This window comes from Luteimonas sp. e5, from assembly GCF_054031035.1.
The window spans coordinates 116,613-131,886 of record NZ_JBSTRX010000001.1; the positions used below are offsets into that span (position 1 = coordinate 116,613).

Consider the following 15,274-nt stretch of genomic DNA (forward strand, 5'->3'; position numbering starts at 1 on the left):
CACCCGTGGCATGAGCAAGCACTTCGGTGCACTGAAGGCGGTGGATGACGTCGATCTGAGCGTGCCGAAGGGCGCGGTCTACGGCTTCCTCGGGCCGAACGGTTCGGGCAAGTCCACCACCATCCGCATGCTGTGCGGCCTGCTGACCCCGAGCGCCGGCGAGATCGAGGTGCTGGGTTTGCGGATCCCCGAGCAGGCCGAGCAGCTGCGCCGGCGCATCGGCTACATGACGCAGAAGTTCTCGCTGTTCGATGACCTCAGCGTGCGCCAGAACCTGGAGTTCATCGCCGCCGTGCAGAGCGTGCCGCGCGGCCGGCTGCGCGCGCGGGTGGATGAGTTGATCGTGCAATACCGCTTCGAGGACCGGCAGAAGCAACTGGCTGGAACGCTGAGCGGTGGGCAGCGGCAGCGCCTGGCGCTGGCCGCGGCGGTGGTGCACGAGCCGGAACTGTTGTTTCTGGACGAGCCGACCTCGGCGGTGGACCCGGAATCGCGGCGCGACTTCTGGGAGCGGTTGTTCGAACTGGCCGATGCCGGCGCGACCTTGCTGGTCTCCACCCACTACATGGACGAGGCCGAGCGCTGCCATGGTCTTGCGATCCTCGACCGCGGCCGGCTGGTCGCCGATGGCGCACCGGCGGACCTGGCCGCCGCACTGGCCGGTCGCAGCTTGACCCTGCACACCGCCGCGCCGCGGCGCGCGCAACATGCGCTGGACGGGCAGCCGGGCATCCTCAGCGTGGCGCAGATCGGCAACCAGTTGCGCGTACTGGGCGAGAGCGAGGACGGCCTGCTGCAACGGGTGCGCGAACTGCTGGCGCAGGCCGGGCAGCAAGCCGAAGTCACGCCGTCGGAACCGAATCTGGAAGACGTGTTCGTTGCCGCTACCCGTGGCCGGTTGGCCGCCACCGCCAGGGAGGATGGGCCATGAGCTGGCAGCGGCTGTTCGCGGTGATGCTCAAGGAACTGCGGCAGCTGCGCCGCGACCGCATCACCCTGGCGATGATCCTCGGCATCCCGGTGATGCAACTGCTGTTGTTCGGCTACGCGATCAATACCAACCTGCGTGGGCTGGACGCGGTGATCGCCGACGAGGCCGGCAGCAGCGCCTCGCGCGCGGTGGTGATGGACATGCTGGCCACCGGCGTGATCAGCGTGAAGTCGCAGGTCGATACCCCGCAACAGGCGATGGAGGCATTGCGCCGTGGCGATGTCAGCATCGGCATCGTGGTTCCCGCCGACTTCGAGCGCCGCGTGCTGGACGGCCGCGAGGCGGTGCAGGTGCTGGTCGATGGCAGCGACAACGCGGTGCAGGCGGCCGCTTCGCAACTGGCGCAGATGCCGATCGGCGGGCAGGGCGCCTCGCCGCTGACCACGTCGCGGCCGGTCAACGTGGTCGCCTTCTACAACCCGGAACGACGCTCGGCGGTCAACATCGTGCCCGGCCTGATCGGCGTGATCCTGACCATGACCATGGTGCTGTTCACCGCGGTGGCGATCGTGCGCGAACGTGAGCGCGGCAACATGGAGCTGCTGATCGCCACGCCCCTGTCGAGCAGCGAACTGATGGTCGGCAAGGTGCTGCCCTACATCGTCATCGGGCTGATCCAGACCAGCGTGATCCTGGCCTTGGGCGTGTGGCTGTTCCAGGTGCCGATCGCCGGTAGCCTGCTTGATGTGTACATCGCCTCGGGCCTGCTGATCGCCGCCAACCTGGCCATGGGGCTGCTGGTATCCACGCTGGCGCGCTCGCAGTTCCAGGCGATGCAGGTGACCTTTTTCCTGTTTCTGCCGTCGATGCTGCTGTCCGGCTTCATGTTCCCGTATTCGGGCATGCCCAAGGTGGTGCAGTGGGGCGCGGAAGTGCTGCCGTTGACGCACTTTTTGCGCCTGATCCGCGGTCTGATGCTGCGTGGCGCGTCGCTGGTCGAATTGTGGCCGAGCGCGCTGGCGCTGAGCGTGTTCTCGCTGCTGATGCTGGTGCTGGCGATCCTGCGCTTCCGCAAGCGGCTGGACTGAGTCCGGCCATCACGCTCTTGCACAACGGCATGGCCACAAACGACAAGCCCCGCCGCAGCGGGGCTTGAGCGTGATCGAAAACGCGGATCAGTAGCGGCTTTGCAGCAGCAGGCGGTCCTCGCCCATCGCCTCGCTGGCGATGAAATGGATTTCGCCGCCGTTGTCGCCGACCAGTTCGATCAGTTCATCGACCACATCGTCGATCACGCCATCCTCGCCGGCGTTGTCGCGCGGCTCGATGGTCAGCGTCTCGCTGTCCATGGTGCCGGGCTGGATGTAGCCGCGGCGCACGAACAGGCGTGCGGCATTGCCGCCGCTGGCGAGGCGGTAGATCTGCGAGAGGTCGGCATGCAACAGGCCGGCACCACGCGCCTGGCCGATCTGCGCCAGGGCCTCTTCCTGACGCTTCTCGCGCATCGCGTCCACCGCCTTCTGCGCGTACTCGATGATGTGCGACGCATCCGCTTCCAGGTCCGGTGCATCGGTGACTTCACCGACGATGTCGGCCGGGCGGTCACACAGTTCGCGGTACAGCGCGACGTTGCGTGCATCGCCCATCACGATCAGCGGCAGGCGCTCGCCACCGCGCTGGTTCTGCGCTTCCTGCACACCCTTGTCGATGCGGTTGAGGAACTCCTTGAGGAAGTTGTCCTCGTTCTGCGCCTGTGCACGGTCATGCCCGCTGGTGCTGTACAGCGAATGGTTTTCCAGCGGAAAGTTGTGCTGCGGCAGCTTGGCATTGCGGTCGTATTCGCGCACCGGGCGCTCGTTGCGGCCTTCGATCAGGCGGCCCTTGGTGCGCGAAACCACCACCACCAGGTAATTGGCCGCATCCAGCAGGCCGCGGGTCAGGTCACGGGTGGCGAAGTTGTCGTCGATCACCGCGCGCTGCTTGACCTCGAACGGCAGCGGCACGGCTTGGGCGCCGTCGGCCCCGGCGAACACCGCCAGCGCATCCAGGTTGTGGTTGTGGTCATGCGCATCGACCACCGCGTTGAGCTTCTCCATGATCGGCCAGACGTCGCGCTTGTCCATCTGCGCCAGCAGGCGTTCCTCGACTTCCTTGACCATGTTCTTGAGCAGGATCGGATCCTGCTTGTTGTCGGGGAAGGTGCGATGGGTCGGCATCAGGATGCTGATGGCGGGATTGGTCTTGCGCGCCCTGAGCTCGGTCAGGACGGTCTTCAGGCTTTTCATCGATTCTCCTTGGACAAAGCCCGGTTGCCCGGGCATCTCTTCGATTATCACCATACGTGCCGGAAGATTCCGTGAGATGACGCGAACGGCGGCATGGGCAGAGCGGGTCGCTGCCGGTTCATTTGTGTTGGCACAGGACGGATATCCGCCGCTGGGCACTCCAGTGGATTGCCACATCGAGCGCCTGGTTGCGTGCCGGTTCGGCTAGTCCAGCTCGGCCAGCTCCACTGCCAGCAGGCGCTCCACGCGCTTGCGCTCCTCGGCCCACGTGGTCCCGCGCGCGGCCAGCAGCTCGTCGAAGCGCGCCAGTGCCGCCAGTTCATGCGGCCCGAACACGTCCGGGTTCTCCCTCGCGTTGGCGCGATCGAACACCGTGGCGCGGCCGTGCTTGCCGTCTGCCCAGGCGTTGCCGTCCTTCTCCCCGATTTCGCCCTCCCAAACGTGGAAGCCACTGCGCGGTGGCGGGTCCGGCTCCAGGTAATCCGGCTCAAGCCATGCAAAGCTGTTCTCGCCCCACCACACGAATGCGGCGATGCGGTGGCCAACGCCACGCGGCAGCACGATGGCGGGTCCCAACGGTTTCATGGCCTGCTCCTGTATGGACTGCGGAAGACGCGGGTGGTGGCCTCTTCCAGTGCGTGACCATCCCGCCACACAGCGTACCCATTGCCCTGCATGAAGGCGAAGGCAATCCCATGTGCAAGTGGCGAGATCACGGGCGCTCCCCGGCCGCTCCATCCGGCCGGAGCACAGCAGTTTCTGCCGCGGTCAGTCGCTGGTGGCCACCCGCCCGCGCAGCGAATTGGGCATCGCCTCGGTGATCAGCACGTCGACGAACTGACCGATCAGGCGCGGCGGGGCGGGGAAGTTCACCTGGCGCATGTTTTCGGTCTTGCCGGTCAGTTCGTTGGCGTTCTTCTTCGAGGTGCCGGTGACCAGCACCTTCTGCACGCTGCCGACCATGGCCTTGGACAGCTCGAAGCTGTGGGCATTGATATGCGCCTGCAGCCGCGACAGGCGGGCGTGCTTTTCGGCGTCGCTGACGTCGTCGGGCAGGTCGGCGGCGGGGGTGCCGGGGCGGCGCGAATAGATGAAGCTGAAGCTCTGGTCGAAGCCGACGTCTTCGATCAGCTTCATGGTCTTCTCGAAATCGGCCTCGGTTTCGCCGGGGAAGCCGACGATGAAATCCGAGGAGATCGAGATGTCCGGGCGCACGGCGCGCAGCTTGCGTACCTTGGACTTGAACTCCAGCGCGGTGTAGCCGCGCTTCATCGCCGCGAGGATGCGGTCGCTGCCGGACTGCACCGGCAGGTGCAGGTAGTTGGCCAGTTTGGGCACGTCGCGGTAGGCCTCGATCAGCGAATCCGAAAACTCCAGCGGGTGCGAGGTGGTGAAGCGGATGCGGTCGATGCCGTCGATCTCGGCGATGGCGCGGATCAGCAGCGCCAGGTCGGCGTATTCGGCTTCGCCGTCAGCGTCTTCATCTGCAGAAATGACGCCGCGATAGGCATTGACGTTCTGCCCCAGCAGATTGATTTCGCGCACGCCCTGCGCGGCCAGCTGCACCACTTCCACCAGCACGTCCTCGAACGGGCGGCTGACTTCGGTGCCGCGGGTATAGGGCACCACGCAGAAGCTGCAGTACTTGGAGCAGCCTTCCATGATCGAGACGAAGGCGGTCGGGCCTTCGGCGCGCGGCTCGGGCAGGGCATCGAACTTTTCGATTTCCGGGAAGCTGATGTCGACCTGCGGCGTGCCCGACTGGCGGCGCGCGCGGATCAGCTCCGGCAGCCGGTGCAAGGTCTGCGGGCCGAACACCAGATCCACGAACGGCGCGCGCTTGATGATGCCTTCGCCCTCCTGCGAGGCGACGCAGCCGCCGACCCCGATCAGCACCGGCTTGTCGCCTTCCTTCAGCGAACGCCAGCGGCCGAGCTGGCTGAACACCTTTTCCTGCGCCTTTTCGCGGATCGAACAGGTGTTGACCAGAATCACGTCGGCTTCTTCGGCGTTGTCGGTCAGTTCCAGCCCTTCCTCCGACGCCAGCAAGTCGACGATGCGATCGGAGTCGTATTCGTTCATCTGGCAACCGTGGGTCTGGATGAACAACTTGCCGCGCACGGTGGCCGGGCGGGTGGGGCCGTCATCGAGTACGGCAAGCGGAATCGGGGTGGTCATGGCTGCTCCGGGGCGCGGCGATCAATCCGGGCCGGATGGAAGAAACGGGATGGAGCGGCCTAGTCTAGGGAATGTCACCCTGATATGGTAGAAAATGTCGCGACAACAAGGAGTTGTCGTCTTTCGACAGGATCGCTGGTGGGGAGCGTGATGCGACATCGGGTGGTATTGGGCATGTGCTTGGCCTTGGGCGGCCTGGTCGCCGGCGAAGCCGTGGCCGGCACCCTGTATCGCTGCGATGGTGCCGATGGCAGCCGCAGCTATTCCAGCCAGCGTGTCTCGGGTGCCCGCTGCAGTGCGGTGGCGCGTTACACGCCGCAGAAAGTCACCCGCACGCCGCCGCGCAGTTCGGCGCCGGTGCTGACCGCGACCAACTCACCCGCGGCCGCTCCCTCGCCCGCCACCTCACCCGTCAGTGCGCCCGCCGCGCAGCCGTCCAGTCGCCGGGTCAGTGGCCGGGTGTATACCTACAAGCGCAATGGCGTGACCTACGCCACCACCGTGCGTCCGGCCGGGGTAGCCGCTTCGGCGATGCGTACCATCCCCTACAGCTACATCGAAACCTGTTTTGCCTGTGGCAGCTCGCCGGGCGTGAACTTCGGCACCCTGCGTCTGAATACCAGTGCCTACCAAGCCGAAATCGCCGAAGCCGCGCGCCTGCACGGGGTCGACGAGGCGATCATCCGCGCGGTGATGCATGCCGAATCCGCCTACAACCCGAATGCCTTGTCGCGGGTCGGGGCGCAGGGCCTGATGCAGCTGATGCCGGCCACCGCGCGCCGCTTCGGCGTCAGCAATGCCTTCGATCCGCGGCAGAACATCCATGGCGGGGTGAAATATCTGGCCTGGCTGCTGAAGCGCTTCAACGGCGATCTGACCCTGGCCGCCGCCGGCTACAACGCCGGCGAGGGCGCGGTGGACAAATACAAAGGCGTGCCGCCGTACAACGAAACCCGGCGCTACGTGGAGCGGGTACGGGTGTTGGCCGACCGCTATCGCGGGCATGGGCAGACGGTCGCCCGCTGAGCGGCTGAATGGGGTGTTCACTCGCGGACGTATTGTCCGATTGTTCAGCGTTCCGTTACACTTCCTTGTCTTTGCACGCCTGCCCCGGCAGGCGCCGCCAGCATTTGCCAGCAACAGTTGATCGGAGTGCCGAATGGCCAACGATGAGGTCCAAGCCCCGGACAATCCGGGTCGTCGCAGGTTCCTGACCGCGACCACCGCCGTGGTCGGAGCAGTGGGTGCCGGCTTTGCCGCCGTCCCATTCATCAAGAGCTGGAATCCCAGCGCGCGAGCCAAGCTGGCGGGCGCCCCGGTGATCCAGGCGATCGATGGCATCGCCGAAGGCCAGCAGCTGGAAGTGATGTGGCGCGGTCAGCCGATCTTCATCGCCCGTCGCAGCAAGGCGATGCTCGACTCGCTGCCGGGCCTGGATTCGCACGTGGTCGATCCGCAATCGGACAACGCCGACCAGACTCCCGACTTCGCCAAGAACGAGCACCGCTCGATCAAGCCGGAAATTCTGGTGCTGGTGGGCGTGTGCACGCATCTGGGCTGCGCCCCGGAGAAGCACTTCGAGGTCAAGCCGATGCCGTTCGACCCGGATTGGCGCGGCGGCTACTTCTGCCCCTGCCACAAGTCCAAGTACGACATCGCCGGGCGCGTGTACAAGGCGCAGCCGGCGCCGCTGGCATTGCCGGTGCCGCCCTACCACTTCCAGGACGACAACACCCTGGTCATCGGCATTGCGCCGGAAGGAGCGGCCTGAGCCATGGCGAACATCATCACCCGCGGCATCGACAACCTCAGCAACTGGTTCCATGAGCGTGCGCCCGGCTTCATGCCGTTCTACCGCAAGCACATGACCGAGTACTACGCACCGAAGAACTTCAACATCTGGTACATCTTCGGCGTGTTGTCGATGGTGGTGCTGGTCAACCAGATCCTGACCGGCATCTTCCTGACCATGCACTTCAAGCCGAGCGCGAAGGAAGCCTTCGATTCGGTCGAATACATCATGCGCGACGTGGAGTGGGGCTGGCTGATCCGCTACATGCACTCCACCGGCGCCTCGCTGTTCTTCGTCGTGGTCTATCTGCACATGTTCCGCGGCCTGATGTACGGCAGCTACCGCAAGCCGCGCGAGCTGGTGTGGATCCTCGGCATGCTGATCTACCTGGTGCTGATGGCCGAGGCATTCATGGGCTACGTGCTGCCCTGGGGCCAGATGTCGTTCTGGGGCGCCAAGGTGATCATCTCGCTGTTCGGCGCGATCCCGGTGATCGGCGGCGGCCTGACCGAGTGGATCATGGGTGACTACAACCCCTCCGATGCCACCCTCAACCGCTTCTTCGCCCTGCACGTGATCGCGCTGCCGCTGGTGCTGCTGTTGCTGGTGGTGCTGCACCTGGGCGCGCTGCACGAGGTCGGCTCCAACAACCCGGACGGCGTCGAGATCAAGAAGGGCCCGAAGGGCAACCGCTGGAGCCCCAGCGCGCCGGCCGACGGCATCCCGTTCCATCCGTACTACACGGTCAAGGACACCTTCTTCGTCGGCGCGTTCCTGATGGTGGCGGCGTTCATCATCTTCTTCGCACCGGCCTTCGGCGGCCTGTTCCTCGAACATGACAACTTCACCCCGGCCAACGAACTGGTGACCCCCGCGCACATCAAGCCGGTGTGGTACTTCACCCCGTACTACGCGATGCTGCGCGTGGTGCCCTCGTTCTTTGGCATCAAGCTGTGGGGCGTGCTGGTGATGTTCGCGGCGATCGCGGTGCTGTTCCTGCTGCCGTGGCTGGACCGCTCGCCGGTCAAGTCCTATCGCTATCGCGGCTGGCTGTCGTGGGTGCTGTTGCTGCTGTTCGCCGGCGCCTTCGTCTGGCTGTCGATCATCGGTGGCGGCCCGGGCACCGACCCGACCGAAACCATCATCGGCCGCATTCTCACCGTCTACTACTTCCTGTTCTTCCTGACCATGCCGATCTGGACCAGGCTCGACCGCACCAAGCCGGTGCCCGAACGCGTCACGGGAGGGCACTGACATGAAAAAGACCCTGCACAAACTGGCTCTGGTGTTGCTGGTAGGCCTGACTCCGGGCGCACTCCTCGCCGCCGATGGCGGTGGCCTGCAGGCCGCCGGCGTCGACCTGAGCGACAGGGGCTCGCTGCAGCGCGGTGCCAAGTACTACATGAGCTACTGCGCGGCCTGCCACTCGCTGAAGTACATGCGCTATTCGCGCATCGGCGAGGACCTTGGCCTGAGCGAAGACGAAGTCAGGCAGAACCTGATGTTCAAGCAGGACACGCAGATCGGCGACAACGTGCTGACCGGCATCGATCCGGCACTGGGCGAGCAGTTCTTCGGCAAGGCGCCGCCGGACCTGTCGGTGATCTCGCGCGTGCGCGGCGACGACTGGATCTACACCTACCTGAAGTCGTTCTACCTCGATGGCTCGCGCCCGCTGGGCTGGAACAACACGCTGTTCCCCAACGTCTCGATGCCCAACCCGCTGTTCGAGCTGCAAGGCCTGCAGCACCCGGTATTCACCGGCAAGGTGGAGACCGGCGAGAAGGATGACAGCGGCGCGCCGGTGATGGCCTGTGCGCCGGGTACCTTCGATGCGGAGGAGCGCTGCATCGAAACGCTGACCGTCACCCAGGCCGGTCGCCTGAAGCCGGCCGAGTTCGACCAGGTGGTGCGCGACATCACCGGCTTCCTCGCCTACAGCGGTGAGCCGGCCGGGCTCAAGCGCCAGGGCATCGGCGTATGGGTGCTCGCATTCCTGGCCATTTTCACCTTCCTGGCCTGGCTGCTGAAGCGCGAATACTGGAAGGACGTGGATTGACGCAGCAGTGCAAGGCGGGCCCGTGGGCCCGCTTTCGCCTTGCATGGAAGGAGATTGGAAATGATGACGATGCTGGCCACCACCACCCGCAACCGCAACAACCTGACCTTGTATTCGGGCGTCGATGACGTGCTGTCGCACCGCGTGCGCCTGGTGCTGGCAGCCAAGGGCGTCACCTATGACTTCATCCCGGTCGACCCCATGCGTCCGCCCGAGGACCTGATCGACCTGAACCCGTACCACTCGGTGCCGACCCTGGTCGAGCGCGACTTGGTGCTGTATTCGGCCTCGGTGGTCAGCGAATACATCGACGAGCGCTATCCGCATCCGCCGCTGATGCCGATCGAGCCGCTCGGCCGCGCGCGCCTGCGTCTTGCGATGTTGCGCATCGAGCATGACTGGGTGCCGCAGATCCAGGCCATGCAGCTGGGGACCAAGGCCCAGGTGGATGCGGCGAAGAAACGCCTCGCCGAGCTGGTGGTGCAGGCGGTGCCGGTGTTCAAGGCCAGCAAGTTCTACCTCAATACCGAGATGAGCCTGGCCGATTGCGCGATGGCACCGATCATCTGGCGCCTGGATTCGCTCGGCATCCCGCTGCCGCGCGATGGCGCCAAGGCGATCGAGGACTACGGCAACCGCATCTTCCGCAACCCGGGCTTCGTGCGCAGCCTCACCGAAGAGGAAAAGAAGCTGCGCGCGATTCCGGAATGATGCCGCGGGCCACCCTGCGCAACGGACCCGAGCAGCGATGAGCAACGACGCGCCCGCGCTGACCAGCCAGCGACCCTATCTGCTGCGCGCGATCCACGAATGGATCGGTGACAACGGCCTGACCCCGCACCTGCTGGTGGATGCCCATTTTCCCGGCGTGCACGTGCCCCCGGGCACCGCGCGTGATGGCAAGGTGGTGCTCAACATCGCCGAGCGGGCAGTGCACATGCTCAGTCTGGGCAACGAATACATCACCTTCAATGCGCGCTTCGGCGGCGTGCCGCACGAGGTGTTCGTGCCGGTGGCGGCGGTGCTGGCGATCTACGCGCGGGAAACCGGCGAAGGCATGGCCTTGCCGGCGGAGCAGGCTGCCACGCCGGACGCGGATGATGCCGCGGCCGGGACGGAACACGAAGCGGCGGATGTGATCGACGAGTCGGCGCCGAAGCTGGCACCGGTGGCATCGACTCCGACGGACGAGGACGAGCCGCCACCGGAAGGCCCGGCCACACCACCCAGGCGCGGCCACCTGCGGGTGGTGAAGTAACGGCACCTGCGCGGTCGGCGCAGGACATTCCGCTGATGCGTGATCAGCCCTCGATGTCGAGGCTGCTGATTTGACCGTCCTCGCGCACCGGGCCGACGAAACGGGTCAATTCGCCACCCAGCAACGAGAGGCTGCCGGCATGGCGGTCGCTGCCATCGCGGGAGTATTCGAAGCGATAACTGCGCTCCAGCCCGAGGCGCCCGTCCGCACCGCGCCGCAGGCGCACGCCGGTGGCGTGCACGGTCTGGTCCAGCCACTGCACCCCGTTGCGGCGGCAGGCACGGCGGCCCAGCTCATGCGCGGTTTCCGCCGCACGGCGCGAAGCGTTGAACCAGACCGCGATCGCACCCAGTCCCAGCAAGCCCCACAGCAGCGTTTCCGCCTGCATGTCAGGCCCGCACCAGGCGCAGCAGTGCCGCCCAGTTCTGCCGGTTCATGCTGCAGGCGGCCTCGTTCTCGGGTGAGCAGCTGTTGTCGTGGTATTCCGCTTCCTCGCTGATGGCCGGTGCGCTGATCGGGCGCGGCAGCACGGCGCGACCCTGCGCATCCAGGCGCAGCTTGCGCATGGTCACCATGTTGGCAACGTTGCCGCCGACCAGCCAGGCTTCGTTGCCGGTGATCCTGACCACGATGTCGCAATGCGAAGGCAGTGAACCGTCGGAGCCGGCGAAGAAGCCCTGCAGGCCACCGAAGCCCGCCAGGTTCGGGTTGTTGCGCACGTAGCACAGCATGTCGCCCACGCGTGGCACGGCCTGGTTGGGATCTTCAATGCGGTAAGGGCTGACCGCTTCGCCGCGCCAGGCTGCGCGAATGTAATCGATGTGCCGTGGCGAAGCGCGGAAACCCTGCACCCCGGCCTGCACCATCACCCAGGAAATGAACGCGGCCGACCATGCGGTGTCGCTGACGAAGCCGCGGCATTCGTTGCGCACGTAACTCGAGCCGTACGGGTTGCGGCAGGCTTCGGCGCCTTCGCGGCCGGACATTTCCCACAGCGTGCCGCTGTCGCGCCAATATGTGGCGACCCGCGCCCAGGGTTCGTCACCATCGGCCAGGCGCGAGCGTTCGGCCTCACCGACGCGACGGCTGGCAAGGCGTCCCTGGCTGTCGATGAAGGGCTGGTGCCAGGCGCGATGCTCGGCGAGCGCCACCTGCACGATGCGCTCGACGGTCGGCGTGCCCGGCGGGAACGTGATGCGCGGACGCACCACCGCGGTGCGCGGCGGCAGGCGAGGATCGCGCGTGACGGGGATGGTCGGGGACGTGGTTTGCTCCGCTGGCGGGGCGGACGGCTTGGGGGCGCTGGCGCAGGCGCCCAGCAGCAGACCCGCACACGTCAACGCGACGGTTCGCACAGCGTGGTTCATGCCATCTCCTCCCCACGCGGAACGCCATGTCCCGGGGTGGGCGCTGCGCAATGTGCCGGCAGTTCGATCGGGCCGCGTACGTGGAGCGCGCCATCGAGGCCGCCGGCGCGCACCAGCCAGCCACGCGCCGTGTCGCCGGGTTCGATCACCAGGCCAATGTCATGTCCGTCGATCGCCGGCGTCGCATCATGCAGCACCACCCATGATCCGATTTCGTCCTCGCGAAACGGCGTGTCGCGCGGCGGGAGCTGTCCGAGCCACGCGCCATCGTCAAGCTGCGCCTGCAACGACTCGGCCACGCAGCGGGTCGTGGTGTCGGCTGCGGCCAGCGATGCGGGCATGCGCATGCCCGCGTCGTCGTCCAGCACCAGATTGAGCGAGGGCGGGGTGGCCAGGGCGGCCAACAAGGCGAAGCTCGGGACGGAAGGAATGGCCATGTCATCAGTCTCCCGGTTGAGGAAGGCCAGCCTGCCACGAGCAGACGCGATCAGGCGTGAACCGCGATCCCGGGCGGCGGGCCAAGTTTCATCGAAAGGTCCACCGCGCGCACATGCTTGGTCAAGGCGCCGATGGAAATGCAGTCCACACCGTCGGCGGCGATCGCGCGGATGCCGTCGAGATCCACTCCGCCGGAGACTTCCAGCGGGATGCGCGCGCCGAACTCGTCGTGCGCGATGCGTACCGCCTCGCGCCGCGTCGCGGCATCGAAATCATCGATCAGCACGCGGTCGCAGCCGCTGTGCAGGGCCTCGCGCAGTTCGTCCACGGTTTCCACTTCGACGATCAGCGGCAGCCCCGGGTGCATGCCACGCGCGGCCTTGACCGCCCCGGCCAGCGAGCCGAAGGCGCGGATGTGGTTTTCCTTCAGCATCATCGCATCGAACAGACCGATGCGGTGGTTGTCGCCGCCGCCCACGCGTACCGCGTACTTCTGCGCCAGGCGCAGGCCGGGCAGGGTCTTGCGCGTGTCGAGGATGCGCGTGCCGGTGCCGGCCACCGCGGCGACGAAGGCGGCGGTGACGGTGGCGGTCCCGGACAGGGTCTGCAGGAAGTTGAGCGCGACCCGCTCGGCGCTGACCAGCGCGCGGCTGCGCCCGTGCAGGGTGGCGATCACCGTGTTCGCGGGCACGCGATCGCCTTCGTCGATGCGCCAGTCGATGCGCACCGCGCGGTCGAGCGCCTGGTGGGTGGCGTCGAACCACGGCCGCCCGGCGATCACCGCGTCCTCCTTGCACAGCAGGTACGCCTCGGCCGGTTCGTCCGGCAGCAGGTCGGCGGTGACATCGCCGGCGCCGACATCCTCGACCAGCGCCAGGTGCACGTCTTCCGCCACCTGCGCCGGATGCGGCGGGAACACCTGCACGTTCATGCGGTCAGGCCGTCCACGCTGGCTGCGTCCAGCGCCTCGTCCGGCAGCAATACCGGAATGCCGTCATCGACGCGGTAGACATGCTTGCCGTCGCGGCTGACCAGCGCCTCGCGCAAGGGTTCGGTGGCCAGATGCTCGCCGAAGCGGATGCCGCCGGCGGCGATCGCGGCATTGAGCCGGGCCAACCGTTCGCCGTCGAGCAGCGCCAGCGGTTGGCGGGTGAGTGGGCAGGCAAGGATTTCCAGCAGTTTCTTGTCCATCGTGTGGCATCACCGGGCGGGCTCGCTAGAATACGTCTTTGCACAGGGAATCGGCCATGAACCCCGACTCGTCGCCCAAGGTGGGCATCGTGATGGGCTCGCGCTCGGACTGGGACACCATGCGCCCGGCGGCCGAGCGCCTGGAGGCACTCGGCATCGCCCACGAGGTGCGCGTGGTGTCCGCGCACCGCACACCCGATGTGCTGTTCGAGTATGCCGAAACCGCCGCCGCACGCGGCCTGCGCGCGATCATCGCCGGGGCCGGCGGGGCCGCGCACCTGCCCGGCATGCTGGCATCCAAGACCGCAGTGCCGGTGCTCGGCGTGCCTGTGCAATCGCGTGCACTCAACGGCCTGGACTCGTTGCTGTCGATCGTGCAGATGCCGGCCGGCGTGCCGGTGGCGACCTTTGCCATCGGTGTCGCCGGTGCCGCCAATGCGGCGCTGTTCGCGGCGGCGATGCTGGCCGGCGAGGATCAGGCCGTCGCCAGCAGTCTGGCCGATTTCCGCGCGCGGCAGACGGCCGACGTGATGGCCACCGACGACCCGCGCATCGACCCGCAATGACCACGGTCGGCATCCTCGGTGGCGGCCAGTTGGCGCGCATGATGGCGCTTGCCGGTGCGCCGCTCGGCCTGCGCTTCCGCGTGCTCGACGGGGCCGCGGATGCCTGCGCCGGGCAGTTCGCGCCACTGCTGGTCGGCGAGTACGCCGATCCCGCGGCGCTGCAGCGCTTCGCCGATGAGGTCGACATCGCCACTTTCGATTTCGAAAACGTGCCCGCGGAAGCTGCGCAATGGCTCGCCGAGCGGCGCCCGGTGTTCCCCAACCCGCGCGCGCTGGCGGTGGCGCAGGACCGGCTGGCGGAAAAGACCCTGTTCCGCGAGTTGGGCATTCCACTGCCGGACTACGCCGATATCGGCAGCCGCGCCGACCTTGAGCAGGCGGTGGCGCGGATGGGCACGCCCTGCATCCTCAAGACCCGGCGCCTGGGCTATGACGGCAAGGGCCAGTTCCGCATTCGCAGCGCCGCCGATCTGGACCCGGCGTGGGACGCGCTGGGCGCACAGGCCGAGCGCGTCGGCCTGATCCTGGAAGCCTTCGTGCCGTTCCAGCGCGAGCTGTCGGTGCTGGCGCTGCGCAGCCGCGACGGCCAGTTCCATGCCTGGCCGCTGGCGCAGAACTGGCATGTCGATGGCGTGCTCTCGGCGAGCCTGGCCCCGGCGCAGGTCTCCGAGGCGCTGCGCGAGCAGGCACTGGATCATGCCCGACGCATCGTCGAGGCGCTGGATTACGTCGGCGTGCTGGCGCTGGAGCTGTTCGAGCACGACGGGCGCCTGCTGGCCAACGAGATCGCACCGCGGGTGCACAACTCCGGGCACTGGACCATCGAAGGCAGCGAAACCAGCCAGTTCCAGAACCACCTGCGTGCGGTGCTGGGCCTGCCGCTGGGTTCCACGCGCATGCGCGGGCATGCCTGCATGCTCAACTGGATCGGGCAGCTGCCCGATGCCGCGCCGGTGCTGCGCGAGCCGGGTGGGCATTGGCACGATTACGGCAAGCGCCCGCGCGCCGGGCGCAAGGTCGGCCACGCCACCGTGCGCGAGGACTGCCCGCAGGCGCTGGCCGCGGCCTTGCAGCGCATTGGCGACGCCTTGGGCCGGCAGCAGCAGGTTGCGCCGGTGATCGACGCCTTGCAGGCTTCACGCGCGGGATGATCGGCGGCGCGTAGGCTCGGCGCATGTCTTGTGCGGAGCCGACGCCCATGCCGATCTC

At 67.0% G+C, this 15,274-nt stretch carries 18 protein-coding genes; 10 read left to right on the top strand and 8 right to left on the bottom strand.

Going from position 1 to position 15,274, the window contains the following annotated elements:
* Window positions 1-10: 10 nt before the first annotated feature.
* Both ACW11F_RS00605 and ACW11F_RS00610 read left to right on the top strand, forming a co-directional pair.
* On the top strand, window positions 11-931 hold the full coding sequence (locus ACW11F_RS00605) for an ATP-binding cassette domain-containing protein (RefSeq protein WP_456995850.1): 921 nt from the start codon (window positions 11-13) through the stop codon (window positions 929-931).
* Window positions 928-2,019 carry an ABC transporter permease gene (locus tag ACW11F_RS00610; RefSeq protein ID WP_456994857.1) on the top strand — a complete coding sequence of 364 codons (1,092 nt, stop codon included), beginning with the start codon at window positions 928-930 and terminating at the stop codon, window positions 2,017-2,019. The genes ACW11F_RS00605 and ACW11F_RS00610 overlap by 4 nt, the downstream gene beginning before the upstream one ends.
* Window positions 2,020-2,106: 87 nt before the next feature.
* On the opposite strand, the gene ACW11F_RS00615 is transcribed toward ACW11F_RS00610, so the two are convergent.
* From ACW11F_RS00615 to miaB, 3 genes are all read right to left on the bottom strand, one after another.
* On the bottom strand, window positions 2,107-3,216 hold the full coding sequence (locus ACW11F_RS00615) for an AOC03_06830 family ribosome hibernation factor (RefSeq protein ID WP_456994859.1): 1,110 nt from the start codon (window positions 3,214-3,216) through the stop codon (window positions 2,107-2,109).
* Between the two features lie 204 nt (window positions 3,217-3,420).
* Window positions 3,421-3,801: a hypothetical protein gene (locus ACW11F_RS00620; RefSeq protein ID WP_456994861.1), complete on the bottom strand. Its 381-nt coding sequence runs from the start codon at window positions 3,799-3,801 to the stop codon at window positions 3,421-3,423.
* Between the two features lie 183 nt (window positions 3,802-3,984).
* A complete protein-coding gene (gene miaB / locus ACW11F_RS00625; protein ID WP_456994863.1) occupies window positions 3,985-5,394 on the bottom strand; it encodes a tRNA (N6-isopentenyl adenosine(37)-C2)-methylthiotransferase MiaB in 1,410 nt (469 codons plus the stop codon).
* Window positions 5,395-5,568: 174 nt separating this feature from the next.
* Here miaB and ACW11F_RS00630 point away from each other — a divergent pair, with 174 nt between their 5' ends.
* The 6 genes from ACW11F_RS00630 (at window position 5,569) to ACW11F_RS00655 (ending at window position 10,503) form a co-directional block, all read left to right on the top strand.
* Complete coding sequence (locus ACW11F_RS00630) at window positions 5,569-6,420, top strand: lytic transglycosylase domain-containing protein (protein ID WP_456994865.1); 852 nt, start codon at window positions 5,569-5,571, stop codon at window positions 6,418-6,420.
* Window positions 6,421-6,553: 133 nt separating this feature from the next.
* Window positions 6,554-7,165 carry a ubiquinol-cytochrome c reductase iron-sulfur subunit gene (gene petA, locus ACW11F_RS00635; RefSeq protein ID WP_456994867.1) on the top strand — a complete coding sequence of 204 codons (612 nt, stop codon included), beginning with the start codon at window positions 6,554-6,556 and terminating at the stop codon, window positions 7,163-7,165.
* Window positions 7,166-7,168: 3 nt separating this feature from the next.
* On the top strand, window positions 7,169-8,440 hold the full coding sequence (locus ACW11F_RS00640; protein ID WP_456994869.1) for a cytochrome b: 1,272 nt from the start codon (window positions 7,169-7,171) through the stop codon (window positions 8,438-8,440).
* Window position 8,441: 1 nt separating this feature from the next.
* Window positions 8,442-9,245, top strand: coding sequence for a cytochrome c1 (locus ACW11F_RS00645; protein WP_456994871.1), 804 nt, complete (start codon window positions 8,442-8,444; stop codon window positions 9,243-9,245).
* A gap of 72 nt (window positions 9,246-9,317) precedes the next feature.
* Window positions 9,318-9,956 (top strand): glutathione S-transferase N-terminal domain-containing protein, encoded by a 639-nt coding sequence (locus ACW11F_RS00650; protein WP_456995851.1) that lies wholly within the window; start codon window positions 9,318-9,320, stop codon window positions 9,954-9,956.
* Window positions 9,957-9,993: 37 nt separating this feature from the next.
* A complete protein-coding gene (locus ACW11F_RS00655; RefSeq protein WP_456994873.1) occupies window positions 9,994-10,503 on the top strand; it encodes a ClpXP protease specificity-enhancing factor in 510 nt (169 codons plus the stop codon).
* 43 nt (window positions 10,504-10,546) lie between these two features.
* Here ACW11F_RS00655 and ACW11F_RS00660 read toward each other — a convergent pair whose 3' ends face one another.
* From ACW11F_RS00660 to ACW11F_RS00680, 5 genes are read right to left on the bottom strand one after another with little or no spacing between them, the layout of a single operon-like run.
* On the bottom strand, window positions 10,547-10,891 hold the full coding sequence (locus ACW11F_RS00660; RefSeq protein ID WP_456994875.1) for a DUF3301 domain-containing protein: 345 nt from the start codon (window positions 10,889-10,891) through the stop codon (window positions 10,547-10,549).
* A 1-nt stretch (window position 10,892) separates the two neighbouring features.
* A complete protein-coding gene (locus ACW11F_RS00665; protein ID WP_456994877.1) occupies window positions 10,893-11,870 on the bottom strand; it encodes a DUF2272 domain-containing protein in 978 nt (325 codons plus the stop codon).
* Window positions 11,867-12,307, bottom strand: a complete 441-nt coding sequence (locus tag ACW11F_RS00670; RefSeq protein WP_456994879.1) for a hypothetical protein — start codon at window positions 12,305-12,307, stop codon at window positions 11,867-11,869. Before ACW11F_RS00670 ends, ACW11F_RS00665 begins: the two co-directional genes overlap by 4 nt.
* Before the next feature lie 50 nt (window positions 12,308-12,357).
* Window positions 12,358-13,239, bottom strand: a complete 882-nt coding sequence (gene nadC, locus ACW11F_RS00675; RefSeq protein ID WP_456994881.1) for a carboxylating nicotinate-nucleotide diphosphorylase — start codon at window positions 13,237-13,239, stop codon at window positions 12,358-12,360.
* Entirely contained in the window at window positions 13,236-13,499 is a 264-nt protein-coding gene (locus tag ACW11F_RS00680; protein WP_456994883.1) for a Trm112 family protein, read from the bottom strand. Before ACW11F_RS00680 ends, nadC begins: the two co-directional genes overlap by 4 nt.
* Before the next feature lie 56 nt (window positions 13,500-13,555).
* Here ACW11F_RS00680 and purE point away from each other — a divergent pair, with 56 nt between their 5' ends.
* The gene (purE, locus tag ACW11F_RS00685; RefSeq protein ID WP_456994885.1) at window positions 13,556-14,065 is read left to right on the top strand and encodes a 5-(carboxyamino)imidazole ribonucleotide mutase; all 510 of its coding nucleotides are present in this window, start codon (window positions 13,556-13,558) and stop codon (window positions 14,063-14,065) included.
* Entirely contained in the window at window positions 14,062-15,216 is a 1,155-nt protein-coding gene (locus ACW11F_RS00690; RefSeq protein WP_456994887.1) for a 5-(carboxyamino)imidazole ribonucleotide synthase, read from the top strand. Before purE ends, ACW11F_RS00690 begins: the two co-directional genes overlap by 4 nt.
* Window positions 15,217-15,274 lie beyond the last annotated feature (58 nt).